The organism is Pilimelia columellifera subsp. columellifera, from assembly GCF_039532605.1.
Lineage (GTDB): Bacteria > Actinomycetota > Actinomycetes > Mycobacteriales > Micromonosporaceae > Pilimelia > Pilimelia columellifera.
On the sequence record NZ_BAAARY010000007.1, the window covers coordinates 114,253 to 132,490 of the forward strand.

General features: G+C 71.2%; 15 protein-coding genes and 1 tRNA gene. 6 read left to right on the forward strand and 10 right to left on the reverse strand.

Annotated features, from left to right (window positions below):
* Positions 1–5: 5 nt before the first annotated feature.
* The 10 genes from prfA to argS form a co-directional block, all read right to left on the reverse strand.
* Positions 6–1,103 (reverse strand): peptide chain release factor 1, encoded by a 1,098-nt coding sequence (gene prfA / locus ABD287_RS10115; RefSeq protein ID WP_344171559.1) that lies wholly within the window; start codon positions 1,101–1,103, stop codon positions 6–8.
* Positions 1,104–1,251: 148 nt separating this feature from the next.
* The gene (rpmE, locus tag ABD287_RS10120; RefSeq protein WP_344171561.1) at positions 1,252–1,473 is read right to left on the reverse strand and encodes a 50S ribosomal protein L31; all 222 of its coding nucleotides are present in this window, start codon (positions 1,471–1,473) and stop codon (positions 1,252–1,254) included.
* Positions 1,474–1,609: 136 nt separating this feature from the next.
* The gene (locus ABD287_RS10125) at positions 1,610–2,893 is read right to left on the reverse strand and encodes a nitric oxide synthase oxygenase (RefSeq protein ID WP_344171563.1); all 1,284 of its coding nucleotides are present in this window, start codon (positions 2,891–2,893) and stop codon (positions 1,610–1,612) included.
* A gap of 173 nt (positions 2,894–3,066) precedes the next feature.
* Positions 3,067–5,010, reverse strand: a complete 1,944-nt coding sequence (gene rho, locus ABD287_RS10130; RefSeq protein WP_344171565.1) for a transcription termination factor Rho — start codon at positions 5,008–5,010, stop codon at positions 3,067–3,069.
* 498 nt (positions 5,011–5,508) lie between these two features.
* Positions 5,509–6,414: a homoserine kinase gene (thrB, locus tag ABD287_RS10135; protein ID WP_344171567.1), complete on the reverse strand. Its 906-nt coding sequence runs from the start codon at positions 6,412–6,414 to the stop codon at positions 5,509–5,511.
* A gap of 26 nt (positions 6,415–6,440) precedes the next feature.
* Positions 6,441–7,646 carry an MFS transporter gene (locus ABD287_RS10140; protein WP_344171569.1) on the reverse strand — a complete coding sequence of 402 codons (1,206 nt, stop codon included), beginning with the start codon at positions 7,644–7,646 and terminating at the stop codon, positions 6,441–6,443.
* A gap of 71 nt (positions 7,647–7,717) precedes the next feature.
* Positions 7,718–8,767 carry a threonine synthase gene (gene thrC / locus ABD287_RS10145; RefSeq protein ID WP_344171665.1) on the reverse strand — a complete coding sequence of 350 codons (1,050 nt, stop codon included), beginning with the start codon at positions 8,765–8,767 and terminating at the stop codon, positions 7,718–7,720.
* Positions 8,768–8,804: 37 nt separating this feature from the next.
* Positions 8,805–10,079, reverse strand: coding sequence for a homoserine dehydrogenase (locus ABD287_RS10150; RefSeq protein WP_344171667.1), 1,275 nt, complete (start codon positions 10,077–10,079; stop codon positions 8,805–8,807).
* Between the two features lie 17 nt (positions 10,080–10,096).
* Positions 10,097–11,488 carry a diaminopimelate decarboxylase gene (gene lysA, locus ABD287_RS10155; protein ID WP_344171571.1) on the reverse strand — a complete coding sequence of 464 codons (1,392 nt, stop codon included), beginning with the start codon at positions 11,486–11,488 and terminating at the stop codon, positions 10,097–10,099.
* Position 11,489: 1 nt separating this feature from the next.
* Positions 11,490–13,154 (reverse strand): arginine--tRNA ligase, encoded by a 1,665-nt coding sequence (argS, locus tag ABD287_RS10160; protein ID WP_344171573.1) that lies wholly within the window; start codon positions 13,152–13,154, stop codon positions 11,490–11,492.
* 119 nt (positions 13,155–13,273) lie between these two features.
* On the opposite strand from argS, the gene ABD287_RS10165 reads away from it, so the two are divergent.
* From ABD287_RS10165 to ABD287_RS10190, 6 genes are all read left to right on the forward strand, one after another.
* Complete coding sequence (locus tag ABD287_RS10165) at positions 13,274–14,032, forward strand: thioredoxin-like domain-containing protein (RefSeq protein WP_344171575.1); 759 nt, start codon at positions 13,274–13,276, stop codon at positions 14,030–14,032.
* A 2-nt stretch (positions 14,033–14,034) separates the two neighbouring features.
* Positions 14,035–14,694 (forward strand): DUF305 domain-containing protein, encoded by a 660-nt coding sequence (locus ABD287_RS10170; RefSeq protein ID WP_344171577.1) that lies wholly within the window; start codon positions 14,035–14,037, stop codon positions 14,692–14,694.
* A gap of 104 nt (positions 14,695–14,798) precedes the next feature.
* Positions 14,799–14,873, forward strand: a tRNA-Arg gene (locus ABD287_RS10175).
* Between the two features lie 168 nt (positions 14,874–15,041).
* On the forward strand, positions 15,042–15,542 hold the full coding sequence (locus tag ABD287_RS10180; protein ID WP_344171579.1) for a type IV pilus modification PilV family protein: 501 nt from the start codon (positions 15,042–15,044) through the stop codon (positions 15,540–15,542).
* A gap of 2 nt (positions 15,543–15,544) precedes the next feature.
* Positions 15,545–17,506, forward strand: a complete 1,962-nt coding sequence (locus ABD287_RS10185) for an RICIN domain-containing protein (RefSeq protein WP_344171581.1) — start codon at positions 15,545–15,547, stop codon at positions 17,504–17,506.
* Positions 17,503–18,117 carry a PulJ/GspJ family protein gene (locus tag ABD287_RS10190; RefSeq protein WP_344171583.1) on the forward strand — a complete coding sequence of 205 codons (615 nt, stop codon included), beginning with the start codon at positions 17,503–17,505 and terminating at the stop codon, positions 18,115–18,117. Before ABD287_RS10185 ends, ABD287_RS10190 begins: the two co-directional genes overlap by 4 nt.
* Positions 18,118–18,238 lie beyond the last annotated feature (121 nt).

Here is an 18,238-nt window from a genome sequence, read left to right on the forward strand (position 1 = left end):
CCGACTCAGCGCCGGCTCAGCTCGGCGTCACCGGCGAGTCGGGCCTGCCGGTCGGCCTCGGAGAGGGCGTCGAGCATCCCGTCGAGGTCGCCGCCGAGGACCAGGTCCAGGTTGTACGCGGTGTAGCCGATGCGGTGATCGGTGATCCGGTTCTGCGGGAAGTTGTAGGTGCGGATCCGCTCGGAGCGGTCCACGGTGCGCACCTGGAGGCGCCGGGCGTCCGAGGCGGCCGCGTCGGCGGCCTCCTGGGCGGCGGCCAGCAGCCGGGCGCGCAGGATCCGCATCGCCTGCTCCCGGTTCTGCAGCTGGGACTTCTCGTTCTGGCAGGACACGACGATGCCGGTCGGCAGGTGGGTGATCCGCACCGCGGAGTCGGTGGTGTTGACCGACTGACCACCGGGACCGGAGGACCGGAACACATCGATGCGTAGGTCGTTGGCCTCGATCTGGACATCGACGTCCTCGGCCTCGGGCAGCACCAGCACCCCGGCGGCCGAGGTGTGGATCCGGCCCTGGGACTCGGTGACGGGCACCCGTTGGACGCGGTGCACGCCGCCCTCCCACTTGAGCCGGGACCAGACGCCGTTGCCGCCGTCGGGCACGCCCTTGGTCTTGACCGCCAGCGACACGTCCTTGACGCCGCCCAGGTCGGACTCCTGGGCGTCGATGACCTCGGTCACCCAGCCGTGACGCTCGGCGTACCGGGTGTACATCCGCAGCAGGTCGCTGGCGAACAGCGCCGACTCCTCGCCGCCCTCGCCGGCCTTGATCTCGACGATGACGTCCTTGGCGTCGTGCGGGTCGCGCGGAATGAGCAGCTCGGACAGGCGTCGCTCCAACGCGGGCAGCTCGCTGGCGAGCGTTTCGGTCTCGGCCGCGAAGGCCGGGTCCTCGGCCGCCAGCTCCCGGGCCGCGATCAGGTCCGCGCGGGCCTGCCGCAGCTCGGCTGCCGCCTTCTGGATGGGCGCCAGGACGGCGAAACGCCGGCCCACCCGACGGGCGGTGGCCTGGTCGGCGTGGATGGCCGGGTCGGCCAGGCGGGCCTCCAGCTCGGCGTACTCGGCCAGAAGACCAGCGAGCCGCTGGCTGCCGTTGTCGCTCAACGCGTTTCCTCCGTCGGACGGAGGGGCCGCCGCTGGTCGTCCCAGCCGTGCCCCGGGAAGTGGCGGCGGGTCGGCCGCCGGCCATGGGACGCGAGCGGCGCCCGCCCCGACCGCCAGGGCCGTGTGGGACGAGCGCCGGTCGGACGAGCTACTTCTTGCCGCTGGAGATCTTGCCGTACTTGGCCTGGAACTTCGCGACCCGGCCCGCGGTGTCGAGCACGCGCTGCTTACCGGTATAGAACGGGTGGCAGGCGCTGCAGGTCTCGACGTGGATCGAGCCACCCTTGGCGGTGCTGCGGGTGGTGAACGTGCTCCCACAGGAGCAGCTGACCTGCGTGCTGACGTACTCGGGGTGAATGCCCTGCTTCATGACCGCGGTCCTTTCGTCGATGGTCGCCGGGCGCCGGGCGGACGTCGCGCAGGCGATGTCCGGGCGTGCCGCTGGCGGCGCGTCGGGGCGCCACAGGCGGTCGCGGGAGGCGGGAACCGGTACCAGGTTGGCCGGCTCACCAGTCTGCCACGCTCTGGCGGGGCGCGGGCAGCGGGGTGACCGCACTGGTCAACACCGGGGCGACGGGCGCCATTCCCGCCCGCTGCGGGGGCGCGACTGACGTCGCGGCCCGGCCGTACCGGGCCAGTTGGCGCGCCTCGGCGTCGAGGTAGAAGTTGGGCCGTAGGTCGGCCTCGGCGTAGTAGCGGTGGAAGACGCCGGTGGCGCTGGCGGACATCGGCGGGACGATCCAGGTCCAGTCGGCCGGGACATCACGCCCGGCCCGGCCCTCGGCACGCAGGTGGGCCAGGAACCGGGCCGACTCGGTGTGATGGTCAGTGATCTTGATGCCGTCCTGGTCGAACGACCACAGCACCGCCCGGTTCAGCTCCACCAGCGCCCGGTCCCGCCACAACGTGGCCTCCCGCGAGGTGTCCAGGCCGAGGCGCCGTGCCACCTCCGGGAGCAGGTCGTAGCGGTCGCTGTCGGCGAAGTTACGCGCCCCGATCTCGGTGCCCATGTACCAGCCGCTGAACGGCGCCAGCGGATAGTGCAGCCCGCCGATGGTCAGCCGCATGTTGGCGATCGCGGGAACGGCGTTCCAGCGAAGCCCCAGCTCGGCGAACCAGGCGTGCTCCGGGTGCCGCAACCGCACCTCGAGCACGGCCTCGGCCGGCAACGGGAACAGCCGGACGCCGTCAGCCGGGGTCTCGATGGCCAGGGGCAGCACGTCGAAGCGCCCGCCGGCGCCGGTCCAGCCCCGCTCGGCCATCGCGGCGGTGAAGTGGACGTTGCGCGGGTCCCCGGTGACCGTGCCGTCCGGGGCGCGGTAGCCGGCGTACCGGATGAGCTGCTCGTTCCAGATCCGCGGGTACGGCCGTCCCGGCGTCGCCGGGGCGAAGACCGAGATCACCGGACGGATCATCCCGGGCCGCGCGTCCTCGCCGGCGAGACCCGAGGCGATCTTGAGGTGTTCGACCGCGCCGGCATGGATCCCGGCGGCGCTGCGGACCCGACGCCGGTCGAGGACGACCAGACTGCGCCAGTACAGCCGGCCGATGCACCGGCTGGCGTTACGCCAGGCGAGCTTGGCGCCGTGGGCCAGCTCCTGCGGCGTGTGGGTGTAGTTGCCGGTGGCCGCGACCTGGGCGCGGACCCGCGCCAGCCGGGGCTCGACCGGGCCGAGGCGGGGATTCTCGCCGTAGCAGCGGCCAAGAAACTCCTCGGCTTCGGCGAGGTCGAGCGGCGCGTCCGGCTCCCATCGGCGGGTGGGGACGTCGCGGTAACCGGGCACCGGCATGTGTGCGGCCTCCTGTCAGAACTGTCCGCAGCCAGAATCTGACACACCGCCATGCCGGTCGACTAGCCCGCAAAAGTCATAAATCGCCCAGTTGGGTGTCCATCGGCAACGACGACGCCCGCGAAACGGACCACCTGTGCGATCCACTTCGCGGGCGTCGAACGCTCAGCCGATTACTCGCCCGGGCTCGTCTTGGCGATCTGCATGAGGAACTCGATGTTGGTGTTGGTCTGCTTGAGCTTTTCGAGCAGCAGATCCAACGCCGCGTGCGAGTCCAGCGAATGCAGAACCTTCCGGAGCTTGTGGATGATCACCGACTCCTCGGGCGCGAGGAGGATGTCCTCCTTGCGGGTGCCCGACGGGTCGATGTCGATGGCCGGGAAGACCCGCTTGTCGGCGATCTTCCGGTCCAGCTTCAACTCCGCATTGCCGGTGCCCTTGAACTCCTCGAAGATGACGTTGTCCATCGCCGATCCGGTCTCCACCAACGCGGTGGCCAGGATCGTCAACGAGCCGCCGTTCTCGATGTTGCGCGCCGCGCCGAGGAACCGCTTCGGCGGGTACAGCGCCGTCGAGTCGATACCGCCGGACAGGATCCGACCGGACGCCGGAGCGGCCAGGTTGTACGCCCGGCCCAGCCGCGTGATCGAGTCGAGCAGGACGACCACGTCGTGACCCAGCTCCACCAGCCGCTTGGCCCGCTCGATCGCCAGCTCGGCGACCGTCGTGTGGTCCGCCGGCGGACGGTCGAAGGTGGAGGCGATGACCTCGCCCTTCACCGACCGCTGCATGTCGGTGACCTCTTCGGGCCGCTCGTCCACCAGCACCACCATGAGGTGGCACTCCGGGTTGTTCTTGGTGATCGCGTTCGCGATCGCCTGTAGGACCATCGTCTTGCCCGCCTTGGGCGGCGAGACGATGAGGGCGCGCTGACCCTTGCCGATCGGCATCACCAGATCGATGACCCGGGTGGTGAGGATGTTGGCCTCGGTCTCCAGGCGCAGCCGGTCCTGCGGGTACAGCGGGGTGAGCTTGTAGAACTCCGGCCGGCGGCGCGCCTCGTCGGGCTCCATCCCGTTGATGGTGTCCAGCCGGACCAGCGGGTTGTACTTGTCCCGCCGGTTGCCGCCGCCCTCGCCGCTGTCGCGGCCGGCCCGCACCGCGCCGGTGACCGCGTCGCCGCGCCGGAGCCCGTGCTTCTTGACCTGGGACATCGACACGTAGACATCGTTGGAGCCGGCCAGGTACCCGGTGGTCCGCACGAACGCGTAGCTGTCGAGCACGTCCAGAATGCCGGCGACCGGCACCAGCACGTCCTCGTCGTTGACCTGCGGCTCGGCGCCTTCGGAACGCTCGCGGCCGCCGGCGCGGCCGCCACGGCGGTCCCGGTCGCGGTCACGGAACCGGCTGCGACGGCTACGACGGCCGGCCTGGTCGTCGTCGTCGTCGCGGTCGTTACGGTCACGCTCGGCGCGCTCGCCACGGTCCCGGTCGCCACGGTCGTTGCGGTCGCGGTCGTTGCGGTCACGCCGAACGTCCGGGCGCTCGCGGCGAGGCTCGTTCCGGTCGCTGGACTCGGAACGGTCCCGGTCGCCGCGGTCCCGACGGGGCTCGACGCCCTCAGCCCGCTCGCCGCGGTCCCTACGGTGCTCGCCGCCGTCGGCCCGCTCACGCCGGGGCTCGCCCCGGTCAGCGACCTCGACGCCGGAGTCGGCCCGCTCCTCGCCGGCTCGCGCCGCCGGGGCGCCGGACCTGGTCCGACGGGGACGACGACCGCCCTCGGTCTCGCCGCGCTCGTCGGCGCCGACGGACGCCGCCTGCCGCGGCGCCTCGCTCACCTCGGCCCGGACCTCTTCCCGCGCGGGCGCCACGGCAGCGGCGACCTCGGACCGGGCCCGCACCGGGGCCCCACCGCCCTGACGCTCGGAGATGGCGGCGATGAGCTCGCTCTTGCGCATCCGCGCGGTGCCGGAGATACCAAGCGACGTGGCCATGCTCTGCAGCTCAGGCAGCAGCATCGCGGACAGGCCGGTGCCCGAGCGCCGTCGGCGCGTGGCGCCGGTGCTGGCGTCGGCGACGTTGGTGACATCCGACGTGACGCCGGTGGTGTCGCTCAATGGATTCCTTCCCTCGTTAGGCCGGGCTGCCGAGTTGACGATCAGATGATGGCTCGGTGGCCTCGGTAGACCCGCCCCGCTCACAGGCGGGGCACGGGTGTGGGCACAGCTTCGGGCCGCAATTGCCTCCAGCGGCCCGAGACGGGCGACCGGCGATCCCGCCAAGAATCGGATGGAGCCACTGGCTTGACGAGAATTGACGGGCAACCGTCGAAACTGGGTGACCTGCCCGTGGATCTGATCCGACGGGGGGCACCCGATGACCGCTGGCTCGGCGTTGTGCTCATGATGACCGCTCGAAAAGACGCGCTCATGGTCCTGCGTCACGTACGCCTGCTCGCGGCTGTGCCTGGGTGAAGCGTAGTCATACCCTGACAGGTACGGCAAGCTACCTGCGATGACAGACTCAAACCCGGCGTGTCACCACCCCACCAGACCGGACAAATACCGGGCTGACCAGACATTGCTCCGACCGAATCCGGGGTCGACGATCGCCGGCTACGGACCGGCGACCTGTGCTCCCTGCCCGTCGACCGGCAGCTGGCGGGCCTGCCACCCGGGTCCCGGGTCGAACGCTTCCGGCGGCGGCGACAGCGCCAGCACACTGGGACCGGCGCCGCTGACAACAGCCGCCACCCCGAGCGCCCGCAACCGCGTCACCAGGGCCGCCGTCGCCGGCATTTCCGCCGCCCGGCGCCGCTGGTGCAGTCGGTCCTCGGTAGCGGCGAACAGCAGCTCAGGGGCGCTGACGAGGGCGTGGCTCAGTAGCGCGGACCGGCCGGCGTTGAAGGCCGCGTCGGCGTGCGGCACCGTCGCCGGGAGCGCGGCCCTGGCGTGGGCGGTCAGCCCACGCTCGGCCGGCACGAAGACCGTCGGCGCCAGCCCGGCCACCGGGGTGAGCCGGGCCGCGAACGCCCGCGGCCGCGCCGGTGACGACGCCCGCCAGGCGATGGTCACGCCGCCGAGCAGGCAGGCGGCCACGTTGTCAGGGTGCCCCTCCATCCGGGCCGCGAGGTCGAGCAGGTCGGCGTCGTCGTGACGGTCGGCGCCACCGACGGTCAACGCCCGGGCGGCCAGCAACCCCGAAATGATCGCCGCTGACGACGAGCCCAACCCCCGGGCCTGGGGAATCGCGTTGACGCAGCGGATCGACAACCCCGGCGGACGCGCCCCGAGAGCATCGAACGCCGCCAGCATCGCCCGGGCCACCAGATGCCCCTCGTCGCCAGACGCGGCGTCGGCGCCCTCGCCCGCGACGACCACCGTGACCCCGCGCTCGACCACCCGGACCCGCACCTCGTCGTAGCAGGCCAGCGCCAGGCCGAGCGCGTCGAAGCCGGGACCGAGATTCGCGCTCGTGGCCGGAGCGCGGACCACGACCTCGCCCGAGCCGAAGATCGTCATCGGGCAAGGCTAGCGGCCGGACGTGCTCAGCGCGGCAGCCGCCTGGCGACCAGCCACCATCCGCACGCGTAGACGAGCGTCACCGATCCGCAGGCGGCGATGATCGTCCGGATCTCCAGGACGTCGAGCGCCGCCCCGACGGCCAGTTGGCTGATCGAGATCGCCAAGGTCGCCAACATCATGTCGGTGGCGAACACCCTTCCACGCAGACCGTCCGGGATCTCCTGTTGCAGGGCGTAGTTGGAGATGACCCAGTTCGAACCACCCGCGACGTGCGCGACGAACACCAGGACCAGAGTCAACGCGAACCACGGCGAGGCGGCGACGCCCAGGTATGACAGCCCGTAGAGCGACATCGAGACCGCGAGGCCAGGCAGCAGCCAGGACCGGTTGGCCAGCAACCGGCGGGTGGCCAACGGCCCGACCAGCGCCCCCAGGCCGCGGATGGCGAACAGCAGGCCGGTCCCCATCGCGCCGACGCCGAACGAGATGGCCAGCAACGGAAACACCGTCAGGACGCCGTTGCCGAGCCCGACCGCGGACTTGACCGTCACCAGCGCCCGCACCCGGGGGCGTGCGCCGATGAACCGCAGCGACTCGGCCAGCGCCGCCAGCGGCCGCGCCGGCGCCCGGTCGGCGTCGCGCGGCAGCTGGAGCGGGCGGCGGATCAGCCAGGTGACCGCGGAGGCCGCGGCCAGGGCGACAGCGGCGATGACGAAGCTCGGCCGCGCGCCGAGCTGACTGCTGATCACCCCGCCGAGCGAGGCGCCGACTACCGCCATGGTGCCCCAGGCAGACCCGGCGACGGCGTTCGCCAACGGCAGATCGGGCGGATCGACCACATTGGGCAATGCCGCCCCCGCCGCCGGGGAGTAGAACGCCTTGGCGACCGCCACCGCCGCGATCGCCGGCAACGCCACCCAGGCCGTCGCCGGACTACGCACCAGCAACAGGGCCAACACGCCGCCGATCGAGGCCACATTCGCCACCATCATGATCTTGCGCCGGTCGAGCCGGTCGGCGACGGTGCCGGTGAACGGCAGCAGCAGCGCCACGATGCCGGTGTCGACGGCCAACACCAGCGCGCCGAGCCGGCCGTCCCCGGTCAGCTCCGGCAGCAGGACCAGCAGCGGGACCAACACGAACCAGTCCGCCCCGAAAACCACCATCTCGGCGAAGAACAGGCGCCGGAAGTCACGGTTACGCTTCAGCAGGTCCAGTGGCGACGACACCGGCCGACCCTACGCTCCCGGACCGACGACCCGGATCATGGGCCAAGTCAGGCCGATGCGACCCGGTTCGGTCAGGACAGCCCGAGGGCCGCGGCCGCTGCCGCGGCGTCGTTGGGGATCGTCTGCGGGGTGTCGGCGTTGGACATAGCCGCCTGCGGATCCTTGAGCCCGTTGCCGGTCACGGTGCAGACCACCCGGGCGCCCCGCGGCAGGCGGCCGTCCGCGCCGGTCCTGAGCAGACCGGCGACGCTGGCCGCGCTGCCCAGCTCCACGAAGACACCCACCTCGCGGGCCAGCAACCGGTACGCGGCCAGGATCTCGTCGTCGGTGACCGCGTCGATGAGCCCGCCGGACTCGTCCCGGGCCGCCACCGCCTCCGCCCAGCTGGCCGGGTTGCCGATCCGGATCGCGGTGGCGATCGTCTCCGGCTCCCGCACCACCTCGCCGCGCACGATCGGCGCCGCGCCAGCGGCCTGGAACCCGAACATCCGGGGGCGCCGGGTCGCGTTGCCGGCGACGTGGTCCTCGCCGTAGCCCATCCAGTACGCGGTGATGTTGCCGGCGTTCCCGACCGGGAGACAGTGGACGTCCGGGGCGTCGCCGAGGGACTCGACGATCTCGAAAGCGGCGGTCTTCTGCCCATGCAGGCGGTCCGGGTTGACGGAGTTGACCAGAGTCACCGGGTGGTCCTGGGCGAGCTTTCCGGCCAGCGTCAGGCAGTCGTCGAAATTGCCCTCGACCTCCAGCAGCCGGGCGCCATGCGCCAACGCCTGGGCCAACTTGCCCAACGCGATCCTGCCCTGCGGCACCAGCACCGCGCAGGTGATGCCGGCACGCGCCGCGTACGCGGCGGCCGAGGCGCTGGTGTTGCCGGTGGAGGCGCAGATGACCGCCTCAGCCCCTGCCCCGACGGCCTTCGAGACGGCCATCGTCATACCCCGGTCCTTGAAGGACCCGGTCGGGTTCGCGCCCTCGACCTTGAGGAAGACGTCCGCCCCGACCCGCTCCGACAACGCCGGGGCCGGCAGCAGCGGGGTGTTCCCCTCGTACAGCGTCACCACTGGCGTCGCCGCGTCCACCGGAAGCCGGTCCCGGTACGCCTCGATCAGCCCCCGCCACATTCCGGCGCCCCCGCTCATGTCGATCGGTTCCCCTCGCTCAGCTTCCCTCGACCCGCAACACGCTCGCGACCGACCGGACGATGTCCAGCTCGCGCAGCTGCGCGACGGTCGCCGCCAAGGCCGCGTCCGGGGCGAGGTGGGTGACGATCACCAGGGCCGCGTCGGCCCCCCGGCCGGACTGGCGCACCGTTCCGATGGAGACGTCATGGGCGGCGAACACATTCGCCACCGTCGCCAGCACGCCCGGCCTGTCGGCCACGTCCAACCTGATGTGGTACCGGGTCGACGCCTGGCCCATCGGCCGCACCCGCAGGTCAGCGTAGGCCGACTCGCCCGCCGCCCGCACCCCGGACAGCCGGTGCCGGCCCACCGCGACCAGATCACCGAGGACCGCGCTGGCCGTCGGCGCCCCGCCGGCCCCCCGGCCGTAGAACATCAGCTCACCGGCGGCGCGGGCCTCCACGAAGACGGCGTTGAACGCGTCGCCGACAGCGGCCAACGGGTGCGAGCGCGGGATCATCGCCGGATGAACCCGCACCGACACCGCGTCCCCAGAGCGTTCGGCCAGGCACAGCAGCTTGATGACGCAGCCCTGCTCGGCGGCGCTGGCGACGTCGGCGGCGGACACGTCGGTGATGCCCTCGCGGTACACGTCGGCGGCCGTCACCCGGGTGTGGAACGCCAACGACGCCAGGATCGCCGCCTTCGCCGCGGCGTCGAAGCCCTCGATGTCGGCGGTCGGGTCCGCCTCGGCGTAGCCCAGCTCGGTGGCCCGCTCCAACGCCTCGGCGAAGCCGGCGCCGGTCTCGTCCATGGCGGACAGGATGTAGTTGGTGGTGCCGTTGACGATGCCGGTCACCCGGGTGATCGTGTCGCCGTGCAGCGACTCCCGCAGCGGGCGCAGCAGCGGGATCGCCCCGGCCACCGCCGCTTCGTAGTACAGGTCCGCCCCGCCCTCGGCCGCCGCGGCGTGCAGGGCCGCGCCGTCCTCGGCCAGTAACGCCTTGTTCGCGGTGACGACGCTCTTGCCGGCCCGCAGCGCCTCGATCAGCCAGCCGCGCGCCGGCTCGATCCCGCCGACGACCTCGACGACCACGTCCACATCGTCGCGTTTGACCAGGGACAACGCGTCCGTGGTGAACAGCGCCGGGTCGACCGGCAGGCCGCCGCGGTCCCGCCCGGGACGCCGGACCGCGATACCGGCCAGCTCGACCCGGGCGCCGATCCGGGCGGTGAGGTCCGCGGACTGCTCGTGCAGCAACCGGACCATCTCCGCGCCGACCGTGCCGCAACCCAGCAGCGCCACCCGCAGCGTCCGGTCCGGCGCCATCACCCGACGTCCAATCGCAGCAGGTCATCCTCGGTCTCCCGACGGACGACCACCCTGGCGTCGCCGTCGTCGACGGCCACCACCGCGGGCCGCGGGGCGTGGTTGTAGTTGTTGGCCATGCTGTAGCAGTACGCGCCGGTGCCCGGCACGGCCACCAGGTCACCCGGCGCCACGTCGCCGGGCAGGAACTCGTCCCGGACGACGATGTCCCCGGACTCGCAGTGCTTGCCGACGACCCGGGTCAACGCCGGCGGGGCCGTCGAGGCGCGCGAGGCGAGGCAGGCCGAGTACTCCGCCCCGTACAGGGCGGTGCGTAGGTTGTCGCTCATCCCACCGTCGACCGACACGTAGCTGCGGATGCCGTCGACGTCCTTGACAGTGCCCACCTCGTACAGGGTGAACATCGCCGGGCCGACGATCGCCCGACCCGGCTCCACCGACAGCCTGGGCACGGCCAGACCCAACGCCGCGCACTCGCCGACAACGATCGCCCGGATCCGGTCGGCCAACTCCTTGGCCGGCGCCGGGTCGTCCTGGCTGGTGTAGGCGATGCCGTAGCCGCCGCCCAGGTCCAGCTCGGGCAACTGCGCCCCACGCTCGTCGCGGATCTGGGCCTGCAACGCCAACACCCGTCGGGCCGACACCTCGAAACCGGACGCGTCGAAGATCTGCGACCCGATGTGCGAATGCAGACCGTCGAGGCGTAGCACCCCGTCGTCAAGGATTCGGCGGGCCGCCGCGAGCGCCGCGCCGCCGGCCAACGAGAACCCGAACTTCTGGTCCTCGTGGGCGGTCGCGATGAACTCGTGCGTGTGCGCCTCGACGCCGACGGTCACCCGGATCAACACCCCGGGGCGGACGCCGCGCTCGCGTGCCAACGCCGTCAACCGGTCGATCTCGGCGAACGAGTCGACGATGATCCGGCCGACCCCGGCATCGAGCGCCCTGGCCAGCTCGGCGACGGTCTTGTTGTTGCCGTGCAGGCCGATCCGCTCCGGCGGGAAACCCGCGGCCAATGCCACGGCCAGCTCGCCGCCGGAACACACGTCGAGGTTGAGCCCGGCGGCGGCGATCTCGCGGGCCACCGCCCTGCACAGGAACGCCTTGCCGGCGTAATACACGTCGCCGCCGGTGAACGCGTCGCCGAACTCCTGGCAGCGGGCCCGCAGATCAGCCAGGTCGAGGACGAACAGCGGGGTGCCGAACCGCTCTGCCAGCTCCCGGACATCGCAGCCGCCGACGGTCAGCGCCCCGTCGGGGCGACGGCTGACCGTCCGCGACCACAGCTCCGGCAGCAGCGCGTTGACGTCCGCCGGCGGCCGCAGCCACCCCGGTCCGCGGTGGCCGATGTCCTGGTGGAGCGCGCCAGCCTCGTGCGAACGACCGCTCACGTCACATCCGCTCCGGCGCCGAGACGCCCAGCAGCCTCAGACCGTTGACGATGACGGTGCGGGTGGCGTCGTTGAGCCAGAGCCGGGCCGCTTTGGTCTCCGACCATGGATCGTCCACGGTCGGCAGAATACGGCATTTGTCGTAGAACCGGTGGTAGGCGCCGGACAGCTCCTCCAGGTACCTGGCCACCCGGTGCGGCTCGCGCAACTCGGCCGCCGTCGCCACGATCGCCGGATACTCGCCGAGCGCCTTGAGTAGCTCGTTCTCCTTCTCGTGGGTCAACAGCGACGGCTGGAACGTCTCCGCCGGCCCGCGGTCGAGCCCCAGCTCTGAAGCGTTGCGGGCGACGCTGGCGGTCCGGGCCGCTACGTACTGGACGTAGTAGACCGGGTTGTCCCGGGTGGCCCTGGTCCACAGCTCGACGTCGATGTCGATCGGCGAGTCCGCCGAGTAACGCGCCAGCGCGTAGCGGGCGGCGTCGACGCCGAGGGCGTCCACGAAGTCCTCAAGGGTGACGACGGTGCCGGCGCGCTTGGACATCCGCATCGGCTGGCCGTCCCGGACCAGGTTCACCATCTGGCCGATGAGGATCTCCAGATTGACATCCGGGTCGTCCCCGAAGCAGGCCACCATCGCCTTCATCCGGCCCACGTAACCGTGGTGGTCGGCGCCAAGCATGATGAACACCCGGTCGAAACCGCGCTCCCGCTTCTCCAGGTAGTAGGCGCAGTCCGCGGTGAAGTACGTCCAGGCGCCGTCAGACTTGCGCAGCACCCGGTCCTTGTCGTCGCCGAAGTCGGTGGTACGCAGCCACACCGCGCCATCGGCCTCGAAAACGTGGCCGTGCTCGCGGAGCCGCTCCAGGGCGTGGTCGAGCCGGCCGCCGGTATGCAGGTCCTTCTCGTTGAAGTAGACGTCGAACATGACGCCGAAGTCCGCCAGCGACGTCCTGATCTCATCGAACATCAACGCGATGCCCTCGACCCGGAACAGCTCCCGGGCCTGGTCGGCCGGCAGCGTCAACGCCTCTGGCCGCTTCTCGACGACCGCCTTGGCGATCTCGGCGATGTAGGCGCCCCCGTACCCGTCCGCCGGGATCGGCACGCCCGTCGCCGCAGCCAGCAGCGAGCCGGAGAAGCGGTCGATCTGCGCCCCGGCGTCATTGAAGTAGTACTCGGTGGTGACCTCGGCTCCGGCCGCCCGCAGCACCCGGGCGAGCGCGTCGCCAACAGCCGCCCACCGCACCCCGCCGAGGTGCACCGGCCCGGTCGGGTTCGCCGAAACGAACTCCAGATTCAGCCGCTGCCCGGCGAACCGTACGCCGCGGCCGTACTCCGCGCCGGTCAGCACGATGTCCCGGGCAAGCTCCCCGGCGGCGCCGGCGGCCAGCCGGATGTTGAGGAAACCCGGACCGGCGATCTCCACGGCGGCGATGCCCGGGGCATCGGCGAGCCTGTCCGCCAACGCCTGGGCCAACTCGCGCGGCGGCACACCGACCTTCTTGGCGACCTGGAGCGCCAGGGTCGAGGCGTAGTCCCCGTGCTCGGGGCTTCGCGGTCGCTCGACGCTCGTCGACGCCGGCAGCGCCGACGCGTCCAGACCCCGGGCGACCAGCACCTCACAGGCGGCGTTCAGGACAGTCTCAGCAAGTTTTGCGGGAGTCACCGATCCATGCTACCGAGGGTAGAATTCGAATTTCCGCGGCGGCCCGCCGTCCTGGTCAGCCCGCCTGCGGCGCTACCCAGAACCACATCCATCCACAACAATCCACGTAACGAGGTGCCATGAGCATCAGCAGCCCCAGTGGTGAGCCGCGCGACCCGTCCGTCGTACGCACCGGCGCGAAGCCCGGAGCCGGGCGCGGCCCCGGCGGAGCGGGCAAGCCGGGCGCGAAGGGCGGCCGTGGGCCCCGCAAGCCGGTGACCCCGGTCAAGGTGGCCGGCGCGCGCAACTGGGGTGCGATCGCCCTGTTCAGCGCAGTGGGGCTGCTCACCGCCGGCATCATCGGCGCCGGCGTCTACTACACCTCGCAGACCCCCGAGGTCGTCGGCGTCGACGAGATCCAGGGCATGGAGAACTACCGCAAGAGCCGCCCCAAGGACGTCGAGGGCGGTCGGCACCAGGCCGGCCCCATCAAGTACGACATCATGCCGCCGGTGTTCGGACCCCACAACGGCATCTGGCAGAACTGCACCGGCGACGTCTACACCGAGCCGATCGCCAGCGAACACGCCGTCCACAGCATGGAACACGGCGCCGTCTGGATCACCTACCGCCCCGACCTGCCCAAGGACCAGGTGGACAGACTCGCCGGCAAGGTCCGCGGCAGGGACAAGATGCTGCTCAGCCCGTTCCCGAACCTCGACAAGCCGATCGCCCTCCAAGCCTGGGGTTACCAGCTCAAGCTCGACTCGCTCGACGACCAGCGGGTCAACGAGTTCATCAAGACGATGCGAGGCACGGCCGCCATCGAGAACGCCACCTGCGCCGAAGGCGTCACCACCACCGGAATCGTCCCCGTCAACCTTCCGAACCAGGGCTGACGGTGACGACCACGCCGCCGGCCGAGACCGGCCGCACGCCCAGGTTCGGCGTCGCGGCCCTGGCCGCGGCGATCGTCATCGGGCTGATCCTCGGCGGCGCCATCGGCTGGCTCGTGCCGAAGATCGGCGCCCCGACCGACAACTCGGTCGAAGCGGGCTTCGCCCGCGACATGACCAACCACCACGCCCAAGCTGTCGAGATGGGGCTGATCGGCTTCCGGCGCGGTGAGGACGCCCTCGTTCGCCAGTACGCGGTCGACATCGCCACCGGCCAGCAGGCTGAGATCGGCATGATGGGCGCCTGGCTCCGCGAATGGGACCTGCCGCTCACCTCCACGGACCCGGCGATGGCGTGGATACCGCATGATGACCGCAAGAACCTGCACCAGCTCAACGACGGCATGATGCCGGGCATGGCCTCCGCCGAGGAGATGACCCGGCTGCGGGCCGCCACCGGGCGACAGCTCGACGTGCTGTTCCTCCAACTGATGATCCGTCACCACCTCGGCGGGGTGCACATGATCGAAGCCGTGATCAAGCACGGGGACGACAAGGAGGTGCTCCGCTCCGCCCGCACCATGAGGTCCGTGCAGGACGCCGAGGTCAAGAACCTCACCGCCGCGTTGACCCGCCTCGGCGGGACGCCCCTGCCGGCCAACTGAACGATCGTCGTGGCGGGCTGACCCTGGCCCGTCGTGACCGACACTCCCGGGGCGCCGATTCGGCCCCGTCAGAGTTCTGCTGCTACGCTTTCGAGCGTCGCTGAGCCCCCGTAGCTCAGGGGATAGAGCACCGCCCTCCGGAGGCGGTGGCGCAGGTTCGAATCCTGCCGGGGGCACCACGCTTGACCAGCAACGAAACGCCCGTGACCAGGCAAACCCGGTCGCGGGCGTTCGTCGTAATGTCCGGCCGTCACTCCTAGTTAGTCCCCTCAGAAGCGGGCGCGTCTCGCCGATAGGTCGCGTACGAGGCTGACCAAAGGGGCCTGGCGACGGTTGGAGGGGCACGGGTGCTCTCTTCGCGTTCCGCGAGGCCGGATGACGGTTTCACCCTGGTCGAGACCATGGTGTCGCTGGCGCTCATAGGCACGGTGATGGCTGCCGTGTCCGCCTTCTTCATCTCGGGCATGAGCGGGTCGCACGGGCAGGTCCAGCGTCAGGTGGGGGCGCAACTCGCCACCGACGCCATGGAACGGGTCCATTCGATACCAGTGACCGATATCGAAAACGCCCTGACGACCAGCTTCACCCCGCGCGCCGTCGTCGTCAACGGCGTCACCTTCACCCAGCGTTGGGCGCTCTGCTGGCAGCCGGCCACCGGCGGCGCCTGTGTGACGCCGAAGCCGGCCCTGGCCGCGGCCGGCGCCCTGGTCAAGGTGACGGTATCGGTCACCTGGGATCACCCTGGGTGTCCGGCCAACCCCACCCAGCCCCCCCGCCGCACCTGCGAGCAGGCCAGCGCGACGCTGTTCGCCACCGCGGTCACCGAACCGGTCCTGAAGGCGGCGTGAAGATGAGACAAGCCCTGTTCCGCCCGCTCCGGGCGGCCGCCGACGGCGACCGCGGCTCGTTGGTGATGGCGATGCTGCTCACGCTGGTGACTGTCGGTCTGACAGCGGCAATGCTGCCGGTAATCCTCCAACAGACCAACAGCACCGGCCTCACCATCACTCGGGGCCGGGAATTGGACGCCGCCCATGCTGGTCTGGCCCTCGCGCAGGCTCGGATCCGTGCCGCGTCCGACCCGGCCACCCCTGGGACGATCGTCCAGAGCCGCCTGCCGTGTAACAGCCCGATCAGCGGCGAGATCGCACCCGGTCCGGGGACCACGGCGCCCGTCCGCTACCACGTGGAGATCGAGTACTTCGGCGAGGACCCGCTGTCGGCGGTGTCCGGCCCGCTCGGCTGTGCCGCCACCGGCGGCCCCAGCGCTACCCCCCGGTACGCCCGGCTCAACTCCTGGGCCACGGTCCGCGGCTCCGGTAACGTCATGAGCGGGGGACGGCACCTGGCGGGCACGTACGCCTTCAACACCATCCGGACGGATTTCGACCCGAACCTGCCCCGCCAGGTCGCGTTCTACAGTCCGCCCGCCACGCTGCTCGGCACGTTCAGCGTGCTGCTCACTCCGGTGCTCGCGGCGTACTTCCGGCAGCGCGTCTGCCTCGACGTCGGCACCAACGCCCTGGTGCCGCCAGCCGGCACACCCGTGCACGCCCGGGACTGCGCGGCGGCCGGACCCCGGGCACAGAATTTCTACTACCGGTCCGACCTGGCTCTCGTCCACGCCGGTTCGTACAGCGTGAACCAGCCGATGTGCGTCGACGGCGGAGGCGTGCACGCCGTCGGCAACCCGGTCACCCTCCAACCCTGCGGGTCCGGCGCCGCGACCTGGCGCCACCGCTGGTACTACAACGGTGCCAACAACTTCGAGGGGGTACGCCCCACGGCTGGCGGACCGAGCACTGATGCGCTGGACGGCTTCTGCCTCAACCGGGCCAAGACCTCCGTCGCCGCGGTCAATGATTTCCCTGTCACACTGGGCAGCGCGGTCAACGGAGCCTGCCGCAAGGAGATTCCGGACGGCCTCGGCGCCATCGACGTGTTCTCCGACTTCCTCAACGCGGCGGAGGGCTACGGACTGCAGTCGATGAGCTTCCTCGACGACGTGGGCCCAGGACTCGCCGGCAACAACGGAACCGTCGACTGCGCGACCGAGATGGGGCAGCCGTGCCGGGTCACCCAGCTCGTCAACACCGGGCTGCGGAGCATGTGCGTCGAGTACCGGGCCGGCGAGTTGTACGGGCCGATGGTGACGAAGGAGTGTGCACAGAGCCCGGATCCGCGCGATCTGGACCCGGACCAGTTGTGGCGGGTGCCGGTGCCCGCGCCCGGCCAGACGGTGGCTACGGGGCCGATCTACCAGAAAGGTGACGACGGGAGGACGTACTGTCTCAGTTCGTCCGACCAGATCCTCAACGCCCTGGTCGGGTCGTTGCTGGGGGCGGCAACGCTCAACTCCAACTGGCCGAAGTTCGCCGGCCGGGCCGTCTGCAACCCGAAAACGGCCTCGGGCCCGCTGCTGTGGAAGGTGTACGGCAACACCGGCAACGCCACCACCGCCTACCACATCGCCAGCAACAGCACCGGACGCTGCCTGGCCGTGGGCGAGGAGGCGGACCTCGACAACGCCGGGCTGATGACCCTGATCGCCAATGTCGTCAAGCTGCTCGCCACCCTGCTCGGCAGCCCCATCCCGCTGCCCCTGGACCCGTACGTCTACCAGTGGACCGGTTCGCAGAACAATCTGAAGGTGATTCTCAAGACATGCGGCGCCTCGGACCGGCAGAAGTGGGCGGGCCCGGTCGCCCAGGCCAACATGATCGATTCGCCGACGGCCGGGGCCGCCGCGACCATCCCTGCCCGGCCGCTGGGCGACATCGGCGAGTTCCCGGCGACGGACAAGCCCCGGTGAACGGCGTCGATCCGGTTTGCGACCGCGGCGTCTCCCTCACCGAGGTGATGGTGGCGATGGGGATCATGTCCACGGTCGGGACCATCATGACCGCGGGCATCGTCGCCAGCGTACGGTCGGCGTCGCGCGCCGAGGCGCTGGTAACGGCACAGTCAGCAGCGGCCCTCGTCTACGCGCGGGCGGACACGGACATCAGGTACTCCACCGACCTCGGTGATCCGGTCACCGCCGGTGGCACTGCCACGATGACGTACGCCCTCCAGGACCTCGGCGCCGGACCGCAGTGTGCGCAGCTGCGCCTGACCGGTGACGGCCGGTTCGAGCGGCGCACCTGGATGACTTCGGTGCCCACCGCTGGCGGCTGGCAGCTGCTTGCCGACGGGCTGACAGCCCAGCTGGCGCCGAGCCCGGCGGTCGATGCCCGGACGGCCGGGCCGTTCACCCGGTACGGGCCCGCGACCGGGACGGGCAAGCAGCGGCTCCGGCTACGGGTGGTCGCCAGCGCGCCCAGCCGGGAGCGGGCCACCGGCGCCACGGATGTCACGTTCACGGCCTGGAACTCCACGAGCGACGGCGGAGCGGCCGCGGCTTGCCAGGCGCAGGCGCGCTGACCCGGGGTTTGGGCATACGCACCGGTGGGCGCCCCGTGTTCCGGGGCGCCCACCGGTGCGTCAGCTCATGGAACGTCAGCCACGAACGCGCGCGACATAAATCGTGTTGTCGGCGCCGCGG

What these genes read in the sequence shown, in the direction of transcription:
- rpmE (WP_344171561.1), bottom strand. Translation starts at nt 1,473, where the DNA reads ATGAAGCAGGGCATTCACCCCGAGTACGTCAGCACGCAGGTCAGCTGC.
- ABD287_RS10125 (WP_344171563.1), bottom strand. Translation starts at nt 2,893, where the DNA reads ATGCCGGTGCCCGGTTACCGCGACGTCCCCACCCGCCGATGGGAGCCG.
- thrB (WP_344171567.1), bottom strand. Translation starts at nt 6,414, where the DNA reads ATGACGATCTTCGGCTCGGGCGAGGTCGTGGTCCGCGCTCCGGCCACG.
- thrC (WP_344171665.1), bottom strand. Translation starts at nt 8,767, where the DNA reads ATGTGGCGGGGGCTGATCGAGGCGTACCGGGACCGGCTTCCGGTGGAC.
- ABD287_RS10165 (WP_344171575.1), top strand. Translation starts at nt 13,274, where the DNA reads ATGAGCATCAGCAGCCCCAGTGGTGAGCCGCGCGACCCGTCCGTCGTA.
- ABD287_RS10185 (WP_344171581.1), top strand. Translation starts at nt 15,545, where the DNA reads ATGAGACAAGCCCTGTTCCGCCCGCTCCGGGCGGCCGCCGACGGCGAC.